22 protein-coding genes and 1 pseudogene are annotated in these 22,236 nt (G+C 62.6%); 19 read left to right on the forward strand and 4 right to left on the reverse strand.

Annotation, left to right across the window (positions count from 1 at the left end; genetic code table 11):
- Window positions 1-75: 75 nt before the first annotated feature.
- The 5 genes and pseudogenes from MTAB308_RS25435 to MTAB308_RS25455 all read left to right on the forward strand — a co-directional run bounded on the left by MTAB308_RS25435 (window position 76) and on the right by MTAB308_RS25455 (window position 4,589).
- On the forward strand, window positions 76-270 hold the full coding sequence (locus MTAB308_RS25435; RefSeq protein ID WP_077103250.1) for a ferredoxin: 195 nt from the start codon (window positions 76-78) through the stop codon (window positions 268-270).
- A 132-nt stretch (window positions 271-402) separates the two neighbouring features.
- Window positions 403-1,530, forward strand: a complete 1,128-nt coding sequence (locus MTAB308_RS25440) for an amidohydrolase family protein (RefSeq protein WP_077103252.1) — start codon at window positions 403-405, stop codon at window positions 1,528-1,530.
- Between the two features lie 29 nt (window positions 1,531-1,559).
- Window positions 1,560-1,862, forward strand: a complete 303-nt coding sequence (locus MTAB308_RS25445; protein WP_077103254.1) for a hypothetical protein — start codon at window positions 1,560-1,562, stop codon at window positions 1,860-1,862.
- A gap of 12 nt (window positions 1,863-1,874) precedes the next feature.
- The gene (locus MTAB308_RS25450; RefSeq protein ID WP_077103256.1) at window positions 1,875-3,386 is read left to right on the forward strand and encodes a class I adenylate-forming enzyme family protein; all 1,512 of its coding nucleotides are present in this window, start codon (window positions 1,875-1,877) and stop codon (window positions 3,384-3,386) included.
- A 42-nt stretch (window positions 3,387-3,428) separates the two neighbouring features.
- Window positions 3,429-4,589, forward strand: a pseudogene (locus MTAB308_RS25455) (thiolase family protein).
- A 14-nt stretch (window positions 4,590-4,603) separates the two neighbouring features.
- Here the strand turns inward: MTAB308_RS25455 and MTAB308_RS25460 are convergent.
- A complete protein-coding gene (locus MTAB308_RS25460) occupies window positions 4,604-5,626 on the reverse strand; it encodes an NHL repeat-containing protein (RefSeq protein WP_077104786.1) in 1,023 nt (340 codons plus the stop codon).
- Window positions 5,627-5,692: 66 nt separating this feature from the next.
- Window positions 5,693-6,718 carry a hypothetical protein gene (locus MTAB308_RS25465; protein ID WP_245831491.1) on the reverse strand — a complete coding sequence of 342 codons (1,026 nt, stop codon included), beginning with the start codon at window positions 6,716-6,718 and terminating at the stop codon, window positions 5,693-5,695.
- A 217-nt stretch (window positions 6,719-6,935) separates the two neighbouring features.
- Between MTAB308_RS25465 and MTAB308_RS25470 the strand changes: the two genes are divergently transcribed.
- From MTAB308_RS25470 to MTAB308_RS25480, 3 genes are all read left to right on the forward strand, one after another.
- Window positions 6,936-8,207 (forward strand): cytochrome P450, encoded by a 1,272-nt coding sequence (locus tag MTAB308_RS25470; protein WP_245831492.1) that lies wholly within the window; start codon window positions 6,936-6,938, stop codon window positions 8,205-8,207.
- A 155-nt stretch (window positions 8,208-8,362) separates the two neighbouring features.
- Window positions 8,363-8,968 (forward strand): hypothetical protein, encoded by a 606-nt coding sequence (locus tag MTAB308_RS25475; protein WP_245831493.1) that lies wholly within the window; start codon window positions 8,363-8,365, stop codon window positions 8,966-8,968.
- Between the two features lie 9 nt (window positions 8,969-8,977).
- Complete coding sequence (locus MTAB308_RS25480) at window positions 8,978-9,754, forward strand: SDR family oxidoreductase (RefSeq protein WP_077103262.1); 777 nt, start codon at window positions 8,978-8,980, stop codon at window positions 9,752-9,754.
- 88 nt (window positions 9,755-9,842) lie between these two features.
- Here the strand turns inward: MTAB308_RS25480 and MTAB308_RS25485 are convergent, their stop codons facing one another.
- A complete protein-coding gene (locus MTAB308_RS25485; protein ID WP_077103264.1) occupies window positions 9,843-11,339 on the reverse strand; it encodes an adenylate/guanylate cyclase domain-containing protein in 1,497 nt (498 codons plus the stop codon).
- A gap of 398 nt (window positions 11,340-11,737) precedes the next feature.
- On the opposite strand from MTAB308_RS25485, the gene MTAB308_RS25490 reads away from it, so the two are divergent.
- From MTAB308_RS25490 to MTAB308_RS30675, 8 genes are all read left to right on the forward strand, one after another.
- Window positions 11,738-13,267, forward strand: coding sequence for a CoA-acylating methylmalonate-semialdehyde dehydrogenase (locus MTAB308_RS25490; RefSeq protein WP_077103266.1), 1,530 nt, complete (start codon window positions 11,738-11,740; stop codon window positions 13,265-13,267).
- Window positions 13,268-13,626: 359 nt separating this feature from the next.
- On the forward strand, window positions 13,627-13,845 hold the full coding sequence (locus MTAB308_RS29090; protein ID WP_157901014.1) for a hypothetical protein: 219 nt from the start codon (window positions 13,627-13,629) through the stop codon (window positions 13,843-13,845).
- The gene (locus MTAB308_RS30505; protein ID WP_342744184.1) at window positions 13,820-14,008 is read left to right on the forward strand and encodes a DUF732 domain-containing protein; all 189 of its coding nucleotides are present in this window, start codon (window positions 13,820-13,822) and stop codon (window positions 14,006-14,008) included. Before MTAB308_RS29090 ends, MTAB308_RS30505 begins: the two co-directional genes overlap by 26 nt.
- A gap of 432 nt (window positions 14,009-14,440) precedes the next feature.
- A complete protein-coding gene (locus tag MTAB308_RS25500) occupies window positions 14,441-15,589 on the forward strand; it encodes a tyrosine-type recombinase/integrase (RefSeq protein WP_077103269.1) in 1,149 nt (382 codons plus the stop codon).
- Between the two features lie 88 nt (window positions 15,590-15,677).
- On the forward strand, window positions 15,678-15,890 hold the full coding sequence (locus tag MTAB308_RS25505; RefSeq protein WP_173842274.1) for an excisionase family DNA-binding protein: 213 nt from the start codon (window positions 15,678-15,680) through the stop codon (window positions 15,888-15,890).
- A gap of 940 nt (window positions 15,891-16,830) precedes the next feature.
- Complete coding sequence (locus tag MTAB308_RS29095; RefSeq protein WP_157901015.1) at window positions 16,831-17,079, forward strand: hypothetical protein; 249 nt, start codon at window positions 16,831-16,833, stop codon at window positions 17,077-17,079.
- 202 nt (window positions 17,080-17,281) lie between these two features.
- The gene (locus MTAB308_RS29100) at window positions 17,282-17,548 is read left to right on the forward strand and encodes a hypothetical protein (RefSeq protein ID WP_077103273.1); all 267 of its coding nucleotides are present in this window, start codon (window positions 17,282-17,284) and stop codon (window positions 17,546-17,548) included.
- Window positions 17,469-17,936, forward strand: coding sequence for an HNH endonuclease (locus MTAB308_RS30675; protein WP_425436326.1), 468 nt, complete (start codon window positions 17,469-17,471; stop codon window positions 17,934-17,936). The genes MTAB308_RS29100 and MTAB308_RS30675 overlap by 80 nt, the downstream gene beginning before the upstream one ends.
- 286 nt (window positions 17,937-18,222) lie before the next feature.
- Here MTAB308_RS30675 and MTAB308_RS25515 read toward each other — a convergent pair whose 3' ends face one another.
- On the reverse strand, window positions 18,223-18,564 hold the full coding sequence (locus MTAB308_RS25515) for a hypothetical protein (RefSeq protein WP_077103275.1): 342 nt from the start codon (window positions 18,562-18,564) through the stop codon (window positions 18,223-18,225).
- A 283-nt stretch (window positions 18,565-18,847) separates the two neighbouring features.
- Here MTAB308_RS25515 and MTAB308_RS25520 point away from each other — a divergent pair, with 283 nt between their 5' ends.
- Genes MTAB308_RS25520 through MTAB308_RS25530 form a run of 3 tightly spaced genes read left to right on the forward strand, consistent with a single transcriptional unit; the run spans window position 18,848 to window position 22,205 of the window.
- Window positions 18,848-20,314 carry a terminase TerL endonuclease subunit gene (locus MTAB308_RS25520; RefSeq protein WP_077103277.1) on the forward strand — a complete coding sequence of 489 codons (1,467 nt, stop codon included), beginning with the start codon at window positions 18,848-18,850 and terminating at the stop codon, window positions 20,312-20,314.
- Between the two features lie 17 nt (window positions 20,315-20,331).
- On the forward strand, window positions 20,332-21,720 hold the full coding sequence (locus tag MTAB308_RS25525) for a phage portal protein (protein WP_077103279.1): 1,389 nt from the start codon (window positions 20,332-20,334) through the stop codon (window positions 21,718-21,720).
- Window positions 21,717-22,205 (forward strand): hypothetical protein, encoded by a 489-nt coding sequence (locus MTAB308_RS25530; RefSeq protein ID WP_108637406.1) that lies wholly within the window; start codon window positions 21,717-21,719, stop codon window positions 22,203-22,205. The genes MTAB308_RS25525 and MTAB308_RS25530 overlap by 4 nt, the downstream gene beginning before the upstream one ends.
- Window positions 22,206-22,236: the final 31 nt, after the last annotated feature.

Here is a 22,236-nt window from a genome sequence, read left to right on the forward strand (position 1 = left end):
CATTCAAGTAACTTAAAGCATGCGATAGAAGAGACCTAGGTTGTCTCCAAAAGAATATAATGGTCTACTCGAAGCATGAAGGTGACAGTCGAGCCGGACCTTTGCGAAGCCAACGCGTTGTGCGTGGCAGCCGCTCCCGAAGTGTTCGATCTTGTCGATGACGACGTCGTCAATATCCTGCTTCCGGAACCGCCGGCGGAGATAGAGCCGGCCGTAGTTGAAGCAGTGATCGCCTGTCCGAAGCAGGCACTACGGCTACTGATGGACTGATCGCTGTGGACCAGGCGGCCCTCTAATGCATATGTACGTTGCATAATACGAACTTATCGTTCTACTCTGAGGGAGGTCGGCTTGCGGCTGACGTGAGAGTGTGTTTACCCGCCTGTGTCATGAGGAGTCCCTATGCTGCCCGACGACGCCAAAATCATCTCCGTCGACGACCACGTCATCGAGCACCCCCGGGTGTGGCTGGACCGAGTGCCCGCCAAGTACGCCGACGTGGCTCCGCGCATCGTCAAGCTGCCCGACGGCAACGACACCTGGCTCTACGAGGGCAGTCAGTCAGGCAATTTTGCCCTCAACGCCGTTGCCGGTAAGCATCCCCGCGACTTCGGGATGGACCCGCGCAGCTACGACGACATGTTGCCCGGGTGTCATGACATCGCCGACCGCATCAAGGACATGGACACCGAGGGCGTGTGGGCGCAGCTGTGCTTCCCGAACTTCGGCGGATTCGCCGGCAGCACGTTTCACAAGGCCAAAGACAAGGACTTCGCCAAGCTCTGCATCAGCGCCTACAACGACTTCATCCTCGACGAATGGTGCGCCTATGCGCCCGAACGTCAGATCCCGCTGGTGATGGTTCCGTTCTGGGACATCGAGGCCTCCGTTGCCGAAGTCGAGCGCACCGCGGCCAAAGGCGCCAAGTCCATCTCCTTCATCGAGGCCCCGCACAAGATCGGGCTGCCCTCGTTTCACACTGACCACTGGGATCCGCTGCTGCGGGTCTGCGAGGAAGCCGGACTACCGCTGTCCATGCACTTCGGCTCCGGTGGCATGCCCCAGGGGCTCGCCCCCGACGGCGACCTGTTCATCGGCATCGCGTTGTTCGGGTTGAACTCGATGATGGCCACCGTCGACCTGCTGATGTCGGAGGTCTTCTACAAATTCCCCAAACTCAAGGTCGCGCTGTCCGAGGGCGGTATCGGATGGATGCCCTACCTGTTGGAGCGCATCGACTACTCGTTCGGCCGGCACAAGTACTGGTGCAACATCAACGCCGACAAGCTGCCCTCGGAGCTGTTCCGCGAGCACATCTACGGGTGCTTCATCTCCGACCGGTCCGGAATCGAGCAGCGCCACCGCATCGGCGTGGACAACATCATGTTCGAAAGCGACTACCCGCATTCGGATTCCAACTGGCCGCACACCCGCAAGCTGCTCGCCGAGCAGTTGGTCGACGTGCCCGACGACGAAGCACGCAAGATCGTCGAGCTCAACGCTCGCGCCGTGTACAACTTCTGGGCCTGAACGCCCGCGCGCGCCTCGAAAGGTGATCGATGACCGACCTCACACCGGGGAAGCGCCTGCGCAGCACGGTAAGTGGTACTGAGATCATCGTCGTACGATCTCCCGCCGCCCCGGTCGAGCTGTCGTGCGGTGGTCAACCGATGACGGCGAACCTGGCGGCGGGGGCTGCGGGCCAGCCAACCGCCGAGAACGACACCGTGCTCGGTAAGCGCTATGTCGACACCGACACCGGGCTAGAAGTGTTGTGCACCAAGGCAGGACCGGGTGTGCTCAGCGCAGACGGACGGCAACTCACCATCAAGGCACCCAATGCCCTACCGGCGTCGGACTGAGGGACGCAGTCGGTGAATGTTCTAACACTGCTGGAGATGGCGGCGACGGGCATGCCTAGCCGGGTCGGCATCGGGCGCCGGAAGCCGGCCGCGTCGGCTCCAGCGATACTGACCTATCCCGCGCTCCTCGAGCGGGCCCAGAGCGGGGCCGGCCTCCTGACCGAGAGCAACGCCGAGGAACTCGTCTATGTTGGCGTCAACGCTGACGACTTCGCGGTGGCACTTTTCGCCGCCGCGTGGGCGGGCGTCCCGCTGGTTCCGCTGAACTACCGCCTTAGCCGTGACGCGCTGGGAAGGCTGCTCGCGCGCCATCCGAACGCGCTTGTCATCTCCGATCTGCAGCCGCCAACGACAGGCCACGCCGTTACCGTGGCGCAGTGGCGGGCGGCGTGTGCCGAGCCGGCCGGCGATCCGTCGCGATGGTCGGACGATCCCGAAGCGGTCGCGGTGTTGCTGTATACCAGCGGGACCACATCCGAACCGAAAGCGGCTGTGCTGCGCCACCGCCACCTGACGTCCTACTTGCTGGGCAGCGTCGACTTTGGTGCGGCCGGTGAACAAGAAGCCGTCATCGTGAGCGTCCCGCCCTATCACATCGCGGGCGTCTCCAATCTGCTCAGCAACATCTGCGCCGGCCGGAGAGTGGTTTATCTGGACACCTTCACCGCCCAAGGATGGCTCGACTGCGTGCGCGCCGAAGCCATCACCCACGCCCTGCTCGTCCCCACCATGCTCGCCAAGATCACCGAACACCTCGGTCCGGCGCCCAACGCGGACGTACCCACCTTGACGTCTCTGGCCTACGGCGGCGCTAAGATGCCAATTCCCGTGCTGGAGCGCGCGATTCGGCTGTTCCCCGGAGTCGACTTCGTCAACGCCTACGGCCTGACGGAGACCAGCTCCACCATCGCTGTCCTCGGCCCGGACGACCACCGTGCCGCGCTGGACGGCGATTCGGTCGCGCACGCCAGACTCGGCTCGGCCGGCCGGCTACTTCCCGGCATTCAGGTCGAGATCCGGGGACCGGCTGGGCCGCTGCCTACCGGCAACGCCGGCGACATCTATGTGCGCGGCGAGCAGGTGTCCGGCGAATACCGCGGCGCGGGAAGTGTGCTCGACGAGAACGGATGGTTTGCCACCCGCGATCGCGGATGGGTCGACGAGGACGGCTACCTATTCGTGGAAGGGCGTACCGACGACACCATCATCCGCGGCGGCGAGAACATCGCACCGGCCGAGATCGAGGATGTCCTTCTAGAACACCCCGCGGTCGTCGAGGCCGCGGTGGTGGGAGTGCCAGACGAGCACTGGGGCCAAGAGATCGCCGCGGCTGTGGTACTGCGACCCGGCTGCATCGTCCACGCCGAAGAGCTGCGACAATGGGTGCGAAGCCGCCTGCGTGGGTCAAAGACGCCGACGCTGATCGCCATCCGCGACGCGCTCCCGCAAACCCCCACCGGAAAAGTTCTACGCCGCGAACTCCTCGCCGACCTGCTCGCCACGGGGCAGGCGGCCGACATATGACCAGTCATCTGCCGCACCAATCCTTCAACGGAAGCGAAAGCAATGCCTGACGCCCTCATTCTTTCCGCCGCCAGAACGCCCATCGGCAGGGCCCGCAAGGGCTCTCTGACGTCAGTCGATGCCTACCAACTCGCCGAGATCGCCGTCGGAGCGGCAGTCGAACGGTCACAGATCCCCGGCGCTGACCTCGACGACCTGTTTCTCGCGGAGTCCCTGCAGGGCGGCGGGGTGATCGGCCGAAACATCGCAGTGCGCCTCGGGATGACCAACGTGCCCGGGGTAGCGATCAACCGGCACTGCGCCTCCGGCGCCACCGCCGTGCAGCTGGCGGCCGCCACCATCATGGCCGGCATGGCAGACGTGATCGTCGCCGGCGGAACCGAAAGCGCAAGCACCATGCCACGGCTGACCAAGGTGGCACCCGGCGCACAGGAACCAACACCATGGTCGCCGCAGAGCCATCCGGATGCCCCCGGCATCCCCGCCTTCGATATGTCTGTCACCATCGGCGAGAACACGGCCCGGCTGCACGATGTCACCCGCGAGCAAGCCGACGCCTAGTCCGCCCGCTCACAGCAGCGAGCGCTCAACGCAATTGCCAAGGGGTACTTCGACGACGAGATCGTCACCGTCCCCATCAACCAAGGCCAAATGATGTTTGGCACCGACGAGCATCCGCGGGACACCACCACCGAAACGCTCGCCGGGCTGAAGGTCCTGCACCCGGAAATACCCGATGCCGTTGTCACCGCTGGAAACTCCGCGGGCATCAACGATGCCGCCGCCGCGCTGGTCATCGGCAGCTCAGACTGCGCAACCAGGCGAGGCCTGACACCGCTGGCACGGATCCGGGGTTGGGCGTCTGTCGGCGTAGAGATCGAGCACACAGGAATGGCACCCGTGAGCTCAATCCCGCTGGCGCTCAAGCGCAGTGGTCTCACGCTGGACGACGTGGACCTCTTCGAGATCAACGAAGCGTTCGCCACGATGGCCGTGGCGTGCACGCGTGACCTCGGATTGGACGAGTCAATCGTGAACGTGAACGGTAGCGGTATCAGTCTCGGTCACCCCATCGCAGCGACCGGCGCCCGGATGGTGGTGTCGATCGTGCATGAACTCGCGCGCCGCGATTCGCGCATCGGCGTGGTGGCGATGTGCGCCGGGGGTGGGATGGGCTCAGCCCTGGTAATCGAACGGATCTAGCTCAAACCGATCGGTCAGCGCTGGACGGCGAGCTTGGTGTATCGCCCGCCCAGCAACCATTCAGACACGTAGAGGTTGCCGTCGGCGTCCGTTGCGACAGAGTGCGGGGAATTGAAGCGATCGCTGCGGGGCAGCTGGGGAATTTCCGTACGCCCGTCGCCGGCTAGCGAATTGGGCCAGCCCGGCCGGGTCGGCCACCCTGGGGCCGCGTCGGGGTCGTCGCCGATGTACCCGAGCAGATTGTCCTCGGAATCGAGGACGGCCACTCGCCCATAGAGTTCGGCGACGACCAGCAAGTCGCCCCACTGCGCAAAATCGCTGGGGCTGTTGAGGAACTGCTCACCGAAGGTCCGCAGGTAGCGGCCTTCGAGATCGTAGACGAGCACGCGGGTGTTGACTCGGTCGGCGATGTAGAGCTCCGGGGCCGTTTTGCGGCGATCGATGTAGATTGCGTGTGGGCAGGCGAGTCGTTGGCCGACTTCCTCGCCGGTCAGTGTCGACCGATGGTTTCCATGCTTGTCGAAGCGGTGCACGACACCTGACCCGTATCCGTCCGCCACCCAGATGTCGCCCGCTCCACCGAACCGCTCCTCGTCCACGGCGCAGCCACACGGACAATACGGTCCCATCGGACCGGCCGGGGTGCCCGGATCCCGTTGGGGGACAGGCAACTCGGACCGGATCTGTCCGTCCAGGGTCATCTTCACCACTCGGGGTGCTCGGGTCTGGCAGTGGACTCCCTTGCCGAACATGGGAGCCCAGGTGGGGTCTCCGTCGTCGGCGCCGCAGCTGAACACGAATCCCGGATCGCTGACCCAGAGGAACTCGTCGTCACCCTCGCGGACGAGAGTGATGCCGTGGCCTTCGGTGAGGCCTGTCTCGGCCACGCGGAGGAGACCCCCGTCCGTGTCGAACGCGACGAGTTGTCCGCCGTGGAAACCGATGATCTCCCTACCGTCGGTGGCGACGATGGCATTGTGCACCCAACAGGACGACGCGCCTGGGACGGCGGGCAGATCTGCCCAGTCGGCCACCACGGCGTAGGAGGGTATGTTGTTGGGCCTGTGGGCATCTGGTGACACGACGCGCGCCATTCTGTCGCTCTACTCGCCGGTGGCAGCGGTACGACGCAGCTCACCGCGACCGGGCGATGTCGGCGAAACCCTCTCGGGCTCTGCGTCGTTGGTTTTGGACCACACCTCTCCCGCCTCGTCCTCGAACTGGATGCACACACAGAGGGAAGCGTTGGGTTCCAACGAGTAAAGGGCCGAAGCGTGTTGGTTTGGCCGCAGCCAGCGCGGGAAGTCCAGCGCACTGTGGGCAGCGAGAAGGTCCATCCGGCTGATCAGGAACGCCGGCCGCCGAGTTCGTAACACCCCAGCCGGGTCGATCAGTGGGTGATGCTCGTCGGGCCACCGACCACTCCTCAGCTTGGCGAAGACGTCGGCGATAGCCTGGTTGGAGCGTCTGACACCGGTGGATAGATCGTTGCCCTCGGAGTCGACGGCCTTCACCGAGACCTGTAGGTCGACGGCTAAAGAGGTGCCGTGATTCACCACCGTCACGGCCCAGGTCTGCGGTCCGAGCAATGCCACCGGAGTCCGGTAGATCGCCACCTGCCGAGCTGACGCGGCCCTTTCGAAGCACTCTGTCAGCGCACTGAGATTGGTGTCGGTCAGATCGGCGGTAATCGCGCTTTGCAAGCGGCTCTCGAAGTGAGCATCTCCGCGACCAATGTAGCGCGGAGAGACCCCTTCCCTCGTTAGTCGCTGCGTCACGTCGTCAAGCCAAGCCTGGTCGTCCGAACTGAGGCCGTGCGAAGGTGACTCGGCGACCAGCCAGGCTAGCACCAACTTGCCGGCCCGCTTTGCGCGCTCTACGTCGCCCATCACTTCAGCTACATCGGAGCGCATTGGGTCGAAGATGGCGATGAAGACGTCGTAGCGGTCGGCAATCCCAGTGGGCTGTGCTGAGCGATCGAGACGCTCAGCGTCAACGGTGCGGTGTTGCGGGGCTGAGGGCATGAGAACAATCTGGTGCCGCTGCGCGCTCGCGCTGTTCCACCTATTCACAGCATGACCTATGGCGGTGCGGAATCGATCCGTGTCGTCGGGCGAGGCGATCGCCACCTCCGCAACATGAGCAGGGAACACCGTCTCGTCTCCTCATCGATACATCGGCATCCAAGCGGCCAGCAGCTGATGATACAAGGTGCTCGTTTACTCTACCGATCCTTGCGTTTTGCGCGAATTACATCCTACTATGATGAACATATCCTTGTAGCGGGGCGCTGGCGTCCGGTTTGCGATATGGCTCGCAGGCGTTCGCCAATGAACAGGAGAGACATTGTCGGCCGACGGAAGTGTGTTCGAGTTCGAGCCGTTCAAGCCTGGTCGCCCTGAGCAGTTGCCAGCGGTTTACGAGGTCCTGCGAGAGCGGTTTCCGGTTTATCGGACCAGATCCAACATCTGGGTGATATCGCGATTTGATGACGTGAAGGCCGTGCAGTCGAGTCCCGATGTGTTCTCGTCGCGTCCCAACCCCTACGAGGGAGATTCGGTGCCGGCGGACGCTGAGATGAAACCCGAGGTCATCGAGCGACTCATGGCCCTGACCGCAGGGATCCCCGTCGATATGAACGAGATGGCCTCCGCCAAGACCATCGCTGCCGCGGACCCGCCCCAACACACCCGGATGCGGAGAATCGTGAGCAGAGGTTTCACGCCCCCGCGGATCAAGGAGATGGCCACCGCGATTACAGAGATCGTCGACCGCTGCCTGGGCGGTATCGGCGACCTGCCCCGCTTCGATGTTGTCGAGCGGCTGGCCGTTCCGCTGCCGGTGGAGATGATCTGCCACATCCTCGGTATCGACCGAAGCGAGTACGGCCGCGCCAAACGCTGGTCCGATGCATTCGCCGCGGCTGCGGGCGGCGAGTTCAACAGTCCCGCCGAACGCAACGAGTTGATGCTGAGCACCATTAAGGAGTTCAGCACGTACTTCGTGCCGTTGATCGATGCGCGGCGCGTTGAGCCGAGAAATGACCTGGTCAGTGCGATGGTCGCGGCGATCGACAACGAGTCTCTCAGCAATGTCGAAACGTTGATGGTGGCGATCACCATTATGGTTGCCGGCAACGAGACGACGACGAACCTCATCGGCAACACCGTGGTCGAACTGCTGTCCAACCCCGACCAGCTCAAACTATTGCTCGACGATCCGTCATTGCTGCCCAATGCTGTCGACGAGGCGAATCGGCTGACGGCGCCGATCCAGTTCGCGTTTCGTGAGGCGACCGAAGAGACCGAGGTTGCGGGTACGACGATCCCGAAGGGCGCGATCGTGGCGCTGCACATGGCCGCCGCCAATCGCGATCCCCGGCGCTTCGACGACCCCGACCGTTTTTTGATCACCCGTCCGGCCGCCAAGAACCTCTCGTTCGGCCACGGTATTCACTTCTGTCTGGGTGCTCACCTGGCCGGTCAAGAAACGCGGACCGCGATCGGCGGGTTATTACCCTTTCTCGACCGCCTGAAACTGACCGATGCTCCGCTGCAACGTAATCCGACGGCACTGCTCAACGGGTGGCGAAGGGTCGAATTAGCGTGGGTGTCGTAGTGCGCGGGGGAAATCGCAGTTGAACGCGGACGCATAACCGTGTTGACGGCCTCGATGCTGCTGGACCCCACTGTCCTGCAGGACCCCTACGACTTCGACGCGACGCTACGGGAGCCGACACGAAATTATCGCCCCCATCAACGGAATGGAACGTTATGACCGCTCGGTCCTTCGATAGCACTGACACAGGTGTTCAAGCAGCAAGCGAGATCAATCACACGCGACTCCACGCCGACGGGCTGGACCTCAGATATCGGCTCGATGTCGTTGCCCCGAGCGTGCTTGAGGTGGTGACCCACGCCGGCGGGTGGTTGTTCGACCGGGTGATGGCCGGGTGGGACGTTACTGTTTTTACCCCCGACCGCGCCGATGTGCGGCCGCTCCAGATCCTTGGAGTCCAGACCCTTAGCTTCGACCGCGCCTTCGTATCGAGGGACGATCGTCCGCGTCCGCGAGCTCTAGGGGTCGCGACTGATCTATTCGGCAGCGACTTGCGAGTGCGCAGGCGCGTATTGAAGGCTCTTGGTCGCGAGCGGATTGAGGTGACGCTGTGGGGTGAGGCACGGTCGGCGGAGCTCGACGGAACTACCGATTCGGTGCAGCATCAGCTGAGCGCGGCGGCGCGAGTATTCAAGGCGCAGGCGCTCGCGGCGGCGGCGGCCCCGAACGCGTCGGTCGGCATTACCGAGATGTTCCGCAGCAGGTTGAGTGGCTGCGCTTTGGTCGCCGACCTCGTCCCCGCCAGCTGTCACGTTAGTTAACCTGCCGTCGTGGATATCAACGCAGCTAGCGCAATAGTCACCGGGGGCGCGTCGGGCATCGGCGCGGCGTCTGCACGGCTGTTAGCCGCGAGGGGGGCGAAGGTTGTCGTTGCCGACCTGCAGGCGGACCGCGGGGCAGAGCTTGCCGAAAGTATCGGCGGCACGTTCGTCAGGGTCGATGTCACTGATACTGCGCAGATCGAGGCGGCCGTCAATGCGGCAGGCGACCTCGGGCCGCTGCGCGTTCTGGTCAACTCCGCCGGCATCGGCTGGGCCCAGCGCACGATCGGCAAGGACGGTCAGTTCGACTCGGCGCACAACCTCGACGCCTACAAGAAGGTCATCGCAATCAACCTGATCGGCACCTTCGACTGCATCCGGTTGGCCGCAACCGCGATGGGCCGCACCGAGCCGCTGGCTGGCGGCGAGCGCGGCGCGATCGTGTCGATGGCCAGCGTCGCCGCCTTCGACGGACAGATCGGACAAGCCGCATACTCGTCGTCTAAGGGCGGCATCGTGGGCATGACGCTGCCGGTTGCGCGCGACCTCTCCGCCGTCGGGATCCGGGTCAACACCATCGCGCCGGGCCTGATCGACACCCCGATCTACGGGGAGGGGGAGGGGTCAGAAGCCTTCAAGGCGAAGCTGGGCGAGTCCGTGCTGTTCCCACACCGCCTGGGCGACCCCGAAGAGTTGGCCTCGATGGTTGTCGAACTGGTGACCAACTCCTACATGAATGCTGAGGTCGTCCGGGTGGACGGCGGGATCAGGATGCCCCCGAAATAGACGTTCGAGGACGGCGCGACGGTCAGTGCCGTCGGCCTTCGACGAATACGCTTACAGCACGAGGTGGAGGACGCCTCGCCGTAGGGTCTCAGCCCTTCAATAGCGGTTCTGCCAGCTCGGTGATCGTCGATCGGCCCCGAAGCGTCGCGAACCCCCGCGTCACCCAGTATTTCTGTTCCAGGGTGTCGGCACCGGCAAGTGCGCTGCCCGACGCCAAGATTCTCGAGCCCCACTTCTTGGCGTGATCGGCCAAGCGCGCGGCCTCGTTGACGGCGTCTCCAACCACCGTGTATTCGTAGCGGTTCTCCGCGCCGATATTGCCCGCGAACACCGCACCGGCGGTCACTCCGATGCCGAAGTCCACGAGTGGCAGCTTCCTCAGTTCCGTTCCGAGCACACGAGCCGTCGCGAGTGCCGCCGACGTCGGTTCATCGATACCGATGGGTGCCCCGAATACGGCCAGGACGGCGTCGCCTTCGAACTTATTGATCAGGCCGTGCCGATGATGCACGGCAGCAACCACGATGCGGAAGAAGTCGTTCAGGATCTCCGCCACTTCCTCTGGCGGACGGGAGGCGGCAATCGCTGTCGAGCCCACCAGATCGATGAAGAGTATGGCGACGTCTCGAACCTCACCCGAGAGGGAGCCATCCTGTTTGAGTGCCTGGCGGGCCACCTCGGCACCAACGTGGCGCCCGAAGAGGTCCCGGAGGCGTTCACGCTCCTCAAGTCCTGCCACCATCCGATTGAACCCAACCTGGAGTCGCCCGATTTCGGAGGGCTCGTACACCTCGACGAGCGCCCAGTCCTGGCCGTGTTCCACCTCGGTCATCGCGACGACTACTTGACGAATGGGGTCCGAGATCGACCGGGCCACCAAGATCATCGCCCGCAATCCCAAGGCGAGCGACGCCGCCGCGAGCACCAGAATCGGCGTCTCGATCGGCGCTGACTTCTGCAGGAACAAGCCGTTGGAGCGTGAAAGGACGATCAACGCGATCCCGGCGGTGGGCAACGCGCTGAAGAGGACCCATGTAATCATCAGGCGTGCAAGTACACCCGGCATTTCGCCGGTCGGTGTTGCAGTCTTCATCGATGCCGCGAGGATGGGCCGCAGGACCCGTTGAGTTATCAGGTAACCCATCGACGCGGTGGTGGCACCGCCGAACAGAATGGCGGTACCAATCACCCACCCAACGGTGGCACCCGCACGGTGGTTGACCAGAACGAATACTGCCCCGCTGGCGACCCAGATACCGAACTGGACGACGGTTTGGCGGGGAGCTATGCGCATGGCCGCGCGCTGTTGAGCGCGCGTTGGTTCGGTGCCGTCGGCGAACCAACGGAACGACGGAACCATGTTCAAGACACCCGCCAGCGCACCGACGGTCGCCGAGATTGCGGCCAGACCGCACAAGGCGATCAGGTTCCTACTGGTGGAGAGCGGGCCAGGGTCCCCGCCGGTGTTTCGGGTGAGGGACACGACCACCAACGACACTGCGCCGGCCGCCAAGATATGCGCGGAAGTCAACGCAGCCGCATAACTGGCTCCAATCCGAATGGCTGCCTTGCGTCTGCTCGTCATTCGTCTTAGTTCTGGAATGGCTGGGTCGATCGGGAGGGCGGTCTGCGTGACGCCCGGATACAGGCAGGGCCAGACGTGGCAACGGTGCATGTCGTGCCATCTGACGCGGCGGGGCCGCGGCAATCCGGATCACCATGCACTTCCATAGGTAGAACATTACTTTCTTTTCATGCAGATAACGACTAGTCTATCGAGCATCAGATACTCTACTTCTGCGTGTGATGCCCTTTGCCGATCTCTGTGAGGATCCGTGACGCCGCAACCCGTCACGTCACCGCAATGGCGGCTAGAGCACACGCTGCACCATGCCGCGAGTCTGCATCCGCCGCCCCCTGTCATGCGGCCGATGAAGCGTCTTGCCAGTTCGACCGCGAAAACACAAACCCCGGGACGGAATAGTGACTGCGCTAACGAGACAGATTCCGCACTTCATTGATGGGAAGCGCACCGCCGGTGAGTCCACCCGCACCGCCGATGTCTTCAACCCCAGCACCGGCGAGGTGCAGGCGAAGGTGCCGATGGCCGGCAAGGCCGACGTGGATGCGGCGGTGGCCTCGGCCGTCGAGGCCCAAAAGGATTGGGCCGCATGGAATCCGCAGCGCCGCGCGCGGGTGATGATGCGCTTCATCGAGTTGGTCAACAAGAACACCGACGAGCTGGCCGAGCTGTTGTCCCTCGAGCACGGTAAGACGGTGGCCGACTCGCGCGGCGACATCCAGCGCGGTATCGAGGTCATCGAGTTCGCCATCGGGATCCCGCACCTGCTCAAGGGCGAATACAGCGAGGGCGCCGGCCCCGGCATCGACGTCTACTCGCTGCGCCAGCCGCTGGGCGTGGTCGCCGGCATCACGCCGTTCAACTTCCCGGCGATGATCCCGCTGTGGAAGGCCGGGCCGGCGCTGGCGTGCGGAAATGCCTTCGTGCTCAAGCCCAGCGAGCGCGACCCCTCGGTCCCGGTGCGGCTGGCCGAGCTGTTCGTGGAGGCGGGCCTGCCGCCGGGGGTCTTCCAGGTGGTGCACGGCGACAAGGAGGCCGTCGACGCCATCCTGCACCACCCCGACATCAAGGCCGTGGGTTTCGTCGGCAGCTCCGACATCGCGCACTACATCTACTCCACGGCCGCGGCCACCGACAAGCGGTCACAGTGCTTCGGCGGCGCCAAGAACCACATGATCGTGATGCCCGACGCCGACCTCGACCAGGCCGTCGACGCGCTGATCGGCGCCGGGTACGGCAGCGCCGGCGAGCGCTGCATGGCGATCAGCGTCGCGGTGCCCGTCGGCGAGCAGACCGCCGACCGGTTGCGCGCCAGGCTGATCGAGCGGATCAACAACCTGCGCGTCGGCCACAGCCTCGACCCCAAGGCCGACTACGGTCCGCTCGTCACCGAGGCCGCGCTGGCGCGGGTGCGCGACTACATCGGCCAGGGCGTCGAGGCGGGCGCCGAATTGGTCATCGACGGGCGCGAGCGCACCAGCGACGACCTGACCTTCGGTGACGCCAACCTGCAGGGCGGCTTCTTCATCGGCCCCACCCTGTTCGACCACGTCACCCCCGAGATGTCGATCTACACCGACGAGATCTTCGGGCCGGTGCTGTGCATCGTGCGCGCCCACGACTACGAACAGGCCCTGCGGCTGCCCTCGGAGCACGAGTACGGCAACGGCGTGGCGGTCTTCACCCGCGACGGCGACACCGCCCGCGACTTCGTGTCCCGGGTGCAGGTGGGCATGGTGGGTGTCAACGTGCCGATCCCGGTGCCGGTGGCCTACCACACCTTCGGCGGCTGGAAGCGCTCCGGCTTCGGCGACCTCAATCAGCACGGCCCGGCGTCGATCCAGTTCTACACCAAGGTCAAGACCGTCACCTCGCGGTGGCCGTCCGGCATCAAGGACGGCGCCGAATTCGTCATCCCCACAATGAAATAGGCGAGCCCTTGATGGGCAACCACTTCCGAACCGCCTCAGTAGCTTTCACACTCCAACAACGGAGCAGCAGTGAGCGAACCAGTCAACATCGAGGCCGCGATCAACGGCGCGACCCCGAAAAACTGTGAATCCGAACATGCCCGTGGCCGGAGACGAGATCGTTGTCGATGCGCTGGCTTGATTCGAGGCCGGGCGGCCCCTCGCGAATCGGTCACTTTTAATTCCGCAAACGAAGGTTCGCCAAGGGAAGCAGCGGCAACGCTTCCGCTAACGTTCACCACCACATCGCTGATTTCACTCTCTCAGCCAGGGAGGCAGTCGAGGTCTACCTGAGCCTCTGCGACAGGTAAGGAGAATCCATGTCTGAAGCCACTCAGTCCGATACGGTCGGTCCGTTCGCCCTCCAGGCTTGGCCCGTTGCTGCGGCGGCGATGATGCCTGGCTTCTGGTTTGCCACGCCGGCGATATGGGGGACAGCAGGACCGCTCGAACGGGAACGCGCATCGCTGATCGCGTGGACCCCAGCGATCAGAGAAGATCTGCGACGTGGTGGTGCGGCGGCACTACGGATTTCCTAATAATGACGCGCTCAGCTACGGCCACGGAATTTGCGACAAGGTCGGCCGGGGCGAGGGCTACGGGCAAGTCATGGGCGACTTGAAGCGTGATGTCACTCCCAGCGACGAGTTCGCGGCTAATTACCTCGTCTCATATGCAGTCGCTTGCTTTGCCCTGAGCTGATATGGCAGCTGCGGAACTCAGCCGCTAGGTACCAACCGCCAGGCGGAGCAGCCGCGCCCGGTACCTATTACATGCGACTGGGATTCAGCATGTTCTGAGCCTCAACGCAGATATGTCGCCAAAGGGGGAGAAACACGGCTGCAGTTTGCGGACTCGTCTGCTGCGCCAGGTTGCAATAGCGTTGCAACGGGTCCGCCGAAGGCAAAAGGCCAGAGGGCAAAAATACCCTCTGACCAGTGGGGTGGCTGACGGGGCTCGAACCCGCGACATCCAGGATCACAACCTGAGTGCGGAAACGCGGCATAACACGAGCATAAAGCCGGTTTTCTGATTGTCAATATCAACCCCACAAGTGGACAAAACCCGACGTGACTAGGCACGTTATGACTTCATAAGGGTGCGCTAGGGGTGCAACACGCTAGAGTTGCGCGCATGGCAACCCGCAAGCGGCAAGCCCCCCGGCAGCGGAGGGGGTGGGGGAAGCTCCGCACACTGCGCAGCGGGCGGATACAGGCCAGCTATGTCCACACAGACGGGCGCAGGTATTACGCCACCCACACCTACACAACCAGGATGGACGCCGAGGGCTGGCTGGCCAACGAGCGCAAGCTAATCGAAATGGGGGAGTGGACGCCGCCCGAGGACCGCGACGCGGTTAGATCGGCCCGCACCGCCACGGTTCGCGAGTACGCAAACAAGTGGCTTACCGAGCGCGACCTCGCGCCGAAGACCCGCCAGTTGTACCGGGAACTACTCGACAGCCGGATACTGCCAGCGCTGGGCGATCAGATGATACGCGCGGTCACGCCGGCCGATATCCGGTCGTGGTGGGTTGCGCTCGGCGCGGAGAAGAAAACTCCCACCCGTAACACCCACGCCTATCAGTTGCTCAAGACGATCTTTAACACTGCCCGCGAAGACAAAGCGGTTGCCGACAATCCGTGTCAGATCAAGTCGGCGGCTAAGCCGCCCAAGCCGCGCGACGTGCAAGCGCTAAGCGTTGCCGAGTTGGAGAAGGTGGCCGAGAAGGTGCCCGAGCGCTACCGCGCCGCCGTGCCCGTAGCCGCATGGTGCGGGCTTAGGTTCGGCGAGCTAATCGAGTTGCGCCGCAAGGATATTCACGTAACCGGAGACCGCATGGTGCTCAGGATACGTAGGCAGGCAACGTATGTGGGCAAAAAGCTTGAGGTAGGGCCACCAAAGAGCGATGCGGGTATCCGCGACGTTGTAGTTCCACCGCACGTTGCCGAGATATTGCGGGCGCACATGAAAACACACACCGGGCGCGGCCCGGAGTCGTTCGTGTTCACCACAACTCGCGGACTGCGGCTGTCCAAGACCGCGTTCACAAAGTCCGTGAAGGCAGGGTTTGCCGCCGTAGGAAAGCCGGACATGCGAATACACGATCTGCGCCACGTGGGCGCAACGCTGGCGGCGCAAGCGGGCGCGACGACGAAAGAGCTTATGGCCCGGATCGGACACGCCACCCCGGCGATGGCTATGCGCTATCAGATCGCGGCAGCTGATCGGGATGCGGCAGTCGCCGCGCGCATGTCGGAGCTGGCGAAGGGGTCACCGTAAAAATTTTTTCCACCGTTGACCTGCGCGTTTGATGCGTAGCCGCTTTGGGGTCTCAGGGAAAGTCGGACAAATGCGCAATGATTTGCGCATGGACATTATTGGAAAAGAAAAACCACTGCCGGCCAGGGTTACCATTCAGCGGGCGGCCGAATACCTCGATGTAACCGACAAGACCATTCGCCGCCGGATCGCAGACGGCACGTTAAAGGCGTACCGCGTAGGTCCGCGATTAATCCGCATCGACCGTGAATCGCTGCTCGCGCTTGCCCACGGCAAACCGTTAGGCATCGGCGCCGCATAAGGCGGATTACAACTTAATAGGCATGGAATGACAAAAGACATTGATATACGTGAGACCGACCCAGAGTACCCTAAGTATAGCTACACGCCAGATGGGAGGCCCTTCGGCCCGAAAGGTCCATTAAAGCCGTTTTTTGTTAGTGGACACCCCGCCTTTACGGCCTACGGCGACCGGGGCGAAAAGCGAACCATCCTGTTAGCGTCAGCGGTTGCCCGGGCTTACATGGGGGAGCCGGAACCGGGGGAGGAGCTGGTGTACCTAGATGGCGATATTGGGAATCCTCGGCTCGACAACCTTATTTACCGCCGTCCCGAGGCCGAACCGTGGTGGCGCAGCGAACAGGAAACTCCGCTTGAGCGTGAACACCGGCGAGTTACAGCGGGGCCGGGCAGCCACCTTAGGCCGCGATCAAATCGTTGGCGAGAAAAGCCGTGCGGCGACTATGGACACGGACGGCTAAAGACGACGGAATGGTGCAGGAATGGACACCAATTGTCGATGACGGGACAGCCCGACAGCAATACGGCAATTTGGGGCTACGGGAACCGAGTCTGCCTATCTTGCCAGGTCGGTAAGCCCACGGTGCGTTACGTGGCATTACCCGAAGCGGTCTAGTGAATTGGGTCACGGTGTTACACTTTTACACCTAATGTAACGTAAGCGATCTGCTAATGTTGTAGATATAGAGAGTGCGGAGCGCGTACCGTAGTCACGACCGTAGGGAGTGATTACGGCCTGGTCGCCGGATGGCGAACAGCTACTTCGCAAACCAATCACCGCAAAGCGGCAGGTACGTGCATTAAATAGTTTTGCTTCTGCCGCTAACTACCAGCCACAACGGCAACGCAACGGGTAAACGTCAACTTGAGCGGTTACCCGGCTTTGTCGTTGCCTTAGCCGGGAACGCTACTAACCAAACGAGAGGGAACACAGCACGACAATGACCGCAGTAATTAAACCAGCCGACGTGCAACACGGCGACGTAATTCTTGCCGGCGGAGAAACCCGCATTAAGGTAGATCGAATCGTGCGGGGAACGCTAGGTGACGTGCAAGCGGCGCTCGGTCATAAAGTCAACAAGCCCGATGACGCTACCGAACAGTGGCACTACTTTGCTGCCGCGCCGGTCAACGGCAAGGTCGCTCACGTCGTGGTACGCGGAAGCACGCCAGTCGCCAAGGTGAACTAATGGCGGCCACGCAGGTTAAGCCCTCACGCGGCAACGAGCCCTACACAATCAACGTGCAGCGCGACGGGTCAATAGACGTATCCCGCTACAGCACCAAAGGCCGGAACAACTCTCTTAACTTTCAGACCCGACAAGATATCGCCAACGTGTTTGAGGCGATATGCGCCGCGTTGGACAACCACATACTTACGAAAGATACCTAATGAGTAACGACGATCAGCCTATCGTGCTGAACACCGAAATGGTCAGCTACCACCCAGCCCTGCTGGGCAATAAGCCGGTGCTGGCCGTTCACTGGCACACAACCAACCTCGGAGGCACGACATTCGTGACCTTGCAGACGCCCATTCAGGCCCGCGCAATGGCCCGGTCGCTGATCGCGTATGCCGATGCGGTCAGCGAATACGAAGGCGGCAACGCTGCGCACGAGACCATTCCCGGGGAAATCACCATGCCGGGCTACCTGTGACGGCGGAGTGATCCGGTCATTCTGCATCGGTTGTGGCGACTACGTACCCAAAGGACAGTCACGCTGCGCAGCCTGTCGGCTACCAACGCGACAGCCAGACAATCGACACCCGGTCAGAACGACTAACCGATGGATACGGCTATCAAAGAAACTGCGCCGCATCCAGCCGTGGTGTACGAGCTGCGGCGCTAAGAACGACCTAACCGTGGATCACCGGCTGCCCATCGGACGCTTAGAGGAATTGGGCATCAGCCTGTACGACGAGGCGGCCTTAGCCGTCCTATGCCGCAGCTGCAATGCCCGCAAGGGCAACCGCTACACGGCAGAGGATGAGGCCGCAGTACTGGCCAGCGTCAACGCGGAGCCACGAAAGCGCGCAATCGGATAACGCCATGAAGGTGCCCGGTCAGCCGGGGAACCGGCCAACGCCCCACCGCAACCGCATAATGCGAAACCGAACGACCTAAGCGCAGGTCAACGCAGGTTCCCGCAACGCTAAGGCACGTTAGCTAGCTTCGGCTAAGCAGCGCCAAAGCAACCATCCCGACGCCAGGAAAGTAGCAGGTCAACGCACATTCAGGAGGGTAACCAGGGGGACCACCCCCCTCGCGCCGCGCCCTGCCTTGTACCGCTCAGCGCGGGGACGAATTAATGGCGGGCTCGCCTCGGCTGGCCTAACCGGAGCCGGTTTCGTCCTGCATCCTCTTGAGGATCGGGGCCAATTGCCGGGCCATCTCGGTATTGGTGAAGCCGAGCCGTGCCGTTTCTTTGTTGGCCAGATGTTCGCGGTAATCGTCGGCGGCGTCTTGAGCTGCCCGATAGCTGCGGTAGTCCTTTTCTGCCTTCATGCGCGCCAGCTCGGGCCGTAGCTTTTCTTCTTGCCACGGCATGACCTTTGCCGCTCCGCGACGGAGCTTTAGGCCGAGCTTCTCTGCGGCTCTGTCCGCGTCGAGGGTCTTGAGGCCGTATTGGCCGGCGAGGCGGGCGAGCGTCAGCGGCGGATCGTCCTGTGTCATTGAGCACAACTCGTTTCTGTCGAGGGGGCAGAAACGCGCAGTTCACGACAGACGGGGCCGCTCCACCAGGAAGACGATTTTCGCCAAAGCCGCACGGGGCGATGACAGCAGCGTCTAAGCTCGGTGTTGTTATCGGCAAATAACACGCTGAGCCCTGACGGAGAACCGCTCCTGTCAGGGCTTTCGCGTTCCTGGACCAAACGGTTCGTTTTAGTCCCCCTCATTATCTCATGAACTGACGACGGAAACGTCTAGTAACAACTGAATATGAAATGGGGGGTCAGTGCGACGTGGACCCAAGGGCGACGTAGACGAGTCCCCACTGCCGTTCCGGCCGCGTAAGACGGGTGTCGAGCGTTTCGCGGCCTTTGCGACGCGCTACCTAGTAGTGCCCAAAGGTAAGGGCGCCGGCAAACCGATGCGGCTCCGCCAGTGGCAGGTTGAGATGCTGCGGCCGTTTCTGGACCCGGACCCGCGCCCCGTTGTCGGCGCGATCATGGGGCCGCGAGGGCTCGGTAAGACGGGCATATTCGCGGCCCTGGGCCTCTACGAGTTGTTCACCGGCCCTGACGGCAACGAGATTCCGATTGTCGCAGTCGATGAGCGTATGGCGGGGCGGTTGCTTACGCCGGCCGCTCAGATGGTGGAGCTTAACCCCGTGCTGGCTTCACGGGCGCTCGTGTATCGGGACCGCATCGAGTTGCCCGGCAAGCGCTCCACGCTGACAGCACTACCGGCAGAGGCCAAGCGCATCGAGGGGTTGGGAACGTGGACGCTGGCGCTGGCCGACGAGCTGGGCGAGATTGACCCGGATACGTGGTCAACGCTGCTCCTGGGCGCCGGAAAGCTGGACGGCGCAATGGCTTTGGGAATCGGTACCCCGCCGAACCGTGACTCATCAGTGTTGACTGATCTGCGGGACGCCCACTTGGCCGATCCTGACGACCCGACCCTTGCGTTTGTTGAGTTCTCGGCGTCCGGCTTTGAACATCATCCAGTTGATTGCCCGCATTGCCTTGAGCTGGCGAACCCGCAACTGGACGACTTGTTGAGCAGGGACCGCGCTACTGCACTTCTTAAGCAGACGACAGAAGGTGAGTACCGACGCAAGCGCTTGTGTCAGGTGGTCGTTAGCAACGAGTCGCCGTTTATCGACGCTGATACATGGGATGCGCTCGGCACGGGCAGCGGTATCCCTGACGGCGCCGAGGTTGTGATCGGACTAGATGGCAGCCTGAAGGACGACAGCACGGCGCTTGTGGTCGGAACCGTTGCGGAGGCGCCACATTTTGACAAGCTCGCAGTGTGGGAGAAGCCGCCGGGCGATGAATCCTGGCGCGTCCCGGTACTCGACGTAGAGCAAGCCATTAGGGACGCGGCCAAACGATGGAAAGTCCGCGAGGTCGCGTTTGACCCGTACTTGTGGACGCGCTCCGCACAAATACTTGCCGCCGAGGGCTTGCCGATGGTGGAGTTTCGGCAGTCGCCGCAGCGGCAGACCGCGGCCACTAACGATCTTCACAGTGCGGCGGTCAATGGTCGGTTTACCCATTCTGGTGATGAGGCTCTGCGTCAACACGTCCTTAATGCGACAGTTAAAGAATCGGACAAGGGAATCCGGATTGCTAAAACGTCGCGTTCTCGTAGCGCCGGAAAAATAGACCTCTGCACGGCCCTCATGCAATGCCATAGCCGTTGTTCGTGGCTAGCATCCCAACCTAAAAAGCGTAAGCGCTACGGCGCAGCCTAAGAAAGTCAAAACTGAATATGGATTTAGAACTTCTAGTAGACCTATTGGAAGCGCTGGAAGCTCCGCAATATCGCTATGCCGAGCTGGAAAAGTATTATCACGGTCACCAGTCGCTAGCGTTTCTAAGCCCCGAGTCGCGCGCCGCGCTGGGCGAACGGTTCGGTCGGATGGCTACAAACCTTCCACGGCTGGCTATTGGTTGCCTCTCTGAACGTTTGCGCGTAACCGGCTTTAGTAACGCTAGCGTGTGGCCGTTGTGGCTGGCGAACGACTTGGATCAGCTAAGCGATTCCGCGCACCGCGACGCGCTGCTATTCGGCACGTCTTACGCGGTTGTCTGGGCTAATGAGCGAGGTAACCCGCAGGTGTCGATTGAGTCGCCTAAGCAGGTGACCGTGTTGGCCGACCCGGGCTCGCGGGAGATCGTTGCCGGCTTGAAGCGGTGGACAACTAAAACCACGACCGAAGCGGCCCTTTATCTGCCGGATCGCGTTATCCGCCTCCGCGCGAATAGCTTGGGCGCGGTAGCGACTCAATTCAACGTTGTCGACGAGATGGACAACCCGCTTGGCGTGGTTCCCGTGGTGCAGCTACGCAACGCGGAACGCATCCCGGTCGGGGCGCCTTACTACTATCCGGAGCGTTTGCTTGATTGGGGCTGGTCAGAAGTTCACGACCTTATTCCCCTGGTCGACGGCATTAATAAGCTGCTCGCCGACATGCTGGTGAGCGCTGAATACACGGCACGGCCACGCCGTTGGGCCACCGGCATTGAATTGATCGAGACGCCGCGCGTCGATGAAGACGGCAATCCGGTGCTGGACGACAACAACGAACCGATCATGGACGTTGTTTCGCCAATCCCCGAGGGTCCGCGAACCATGTGGAGCGAACAGGCCGAAGCCAAATTCGGCCAGCTCGACGGCGCAGCCCTAACCGGTTACGAGAACGCGGTTAACGTGCTGCTCGGGCAGATTATGGCGGTGGCTGCTTTGCCGGCACATATGGTCGGCATCTTCACCGACAACCCCGCGAGCGCGGACGCTTTGCGCGCTAGCGAGTCGAGTTTGACCGCGCGTGCCGAGTCTCGGCAAAAGATGTTTGGACGCGCTTGGGAGCGGGTGGGCCGGCTTATGGTCGCCGTTCAAGACGGCGCGGACCCCGACACCGTGGACGTTCGCACAGAGTGGTGCGATCCGGCCACGTCCAGCGCCGCCCAAGAGGCGGACGCGGTTACGAAACTCGTCCAGGCGGGCGTTCTTAGCCGCCTGGGCGCTTTGCGGCGACTTGGCTATACCGAGGATCAGATTCAACAGGAATTGGCCGATACAGCCGCAGACCGCGAAGCACAAACCGACGCGATTACTAAGCAATACCACCAAGCCCTTATGAGGAATGAACAATGAGCGATGAAGCGCGGCCCGATGCCGCAGAAGACGTCACCATTCCAACGCGGGCGGCCGAAACTGTAGCCGCCGATGCGACCACCGCAGAAACGACGCCAGACGCGCCAGAAAGCGATACAGCGCCAAATGACGAACCGGCAGAGGGCGCAGACACTTTTGACCGCGCCTATGTCGAGAAGCTACGGAAAGAATCGGCCGGCTACCGCGACCGCGCTAAGACCGCCGAGGACCGCGCCGACAGTCTGAGCAAGCGCCTTTTCTATGCGCGCGTGGCAGCTACGGGACGCTTAAGCGACCCTAGCGACCTTGAATACGACGAGGCGGCAGTAACCGACGACAATGCGCTCAACGCGGCGATTGACACGCTCTTGGAACTGAAGCCGCATTACAAGTCGCGGGTGCCGCGCGGCGAAGTCGGGCAGGGCCTTAAGGATTCCGCGCCGGCCCAAGTCGACCTATTGGGCCGGATTAGATCACTGGTCTAGCGGCCCAACGGCCCCTGATGGGCCACAAAGA

The sequence above is a fragment of the Mycobacterium terramassiliense genome, assembly GCF_900157385.1.
Classification (GTDB): domain Bacteria; phylum Actinomycetota; class Actinomycetes; order Mycobacteriales; family Mycobacteriaceae; genus Mycobacterium; species Mycobacterium terramassiliense.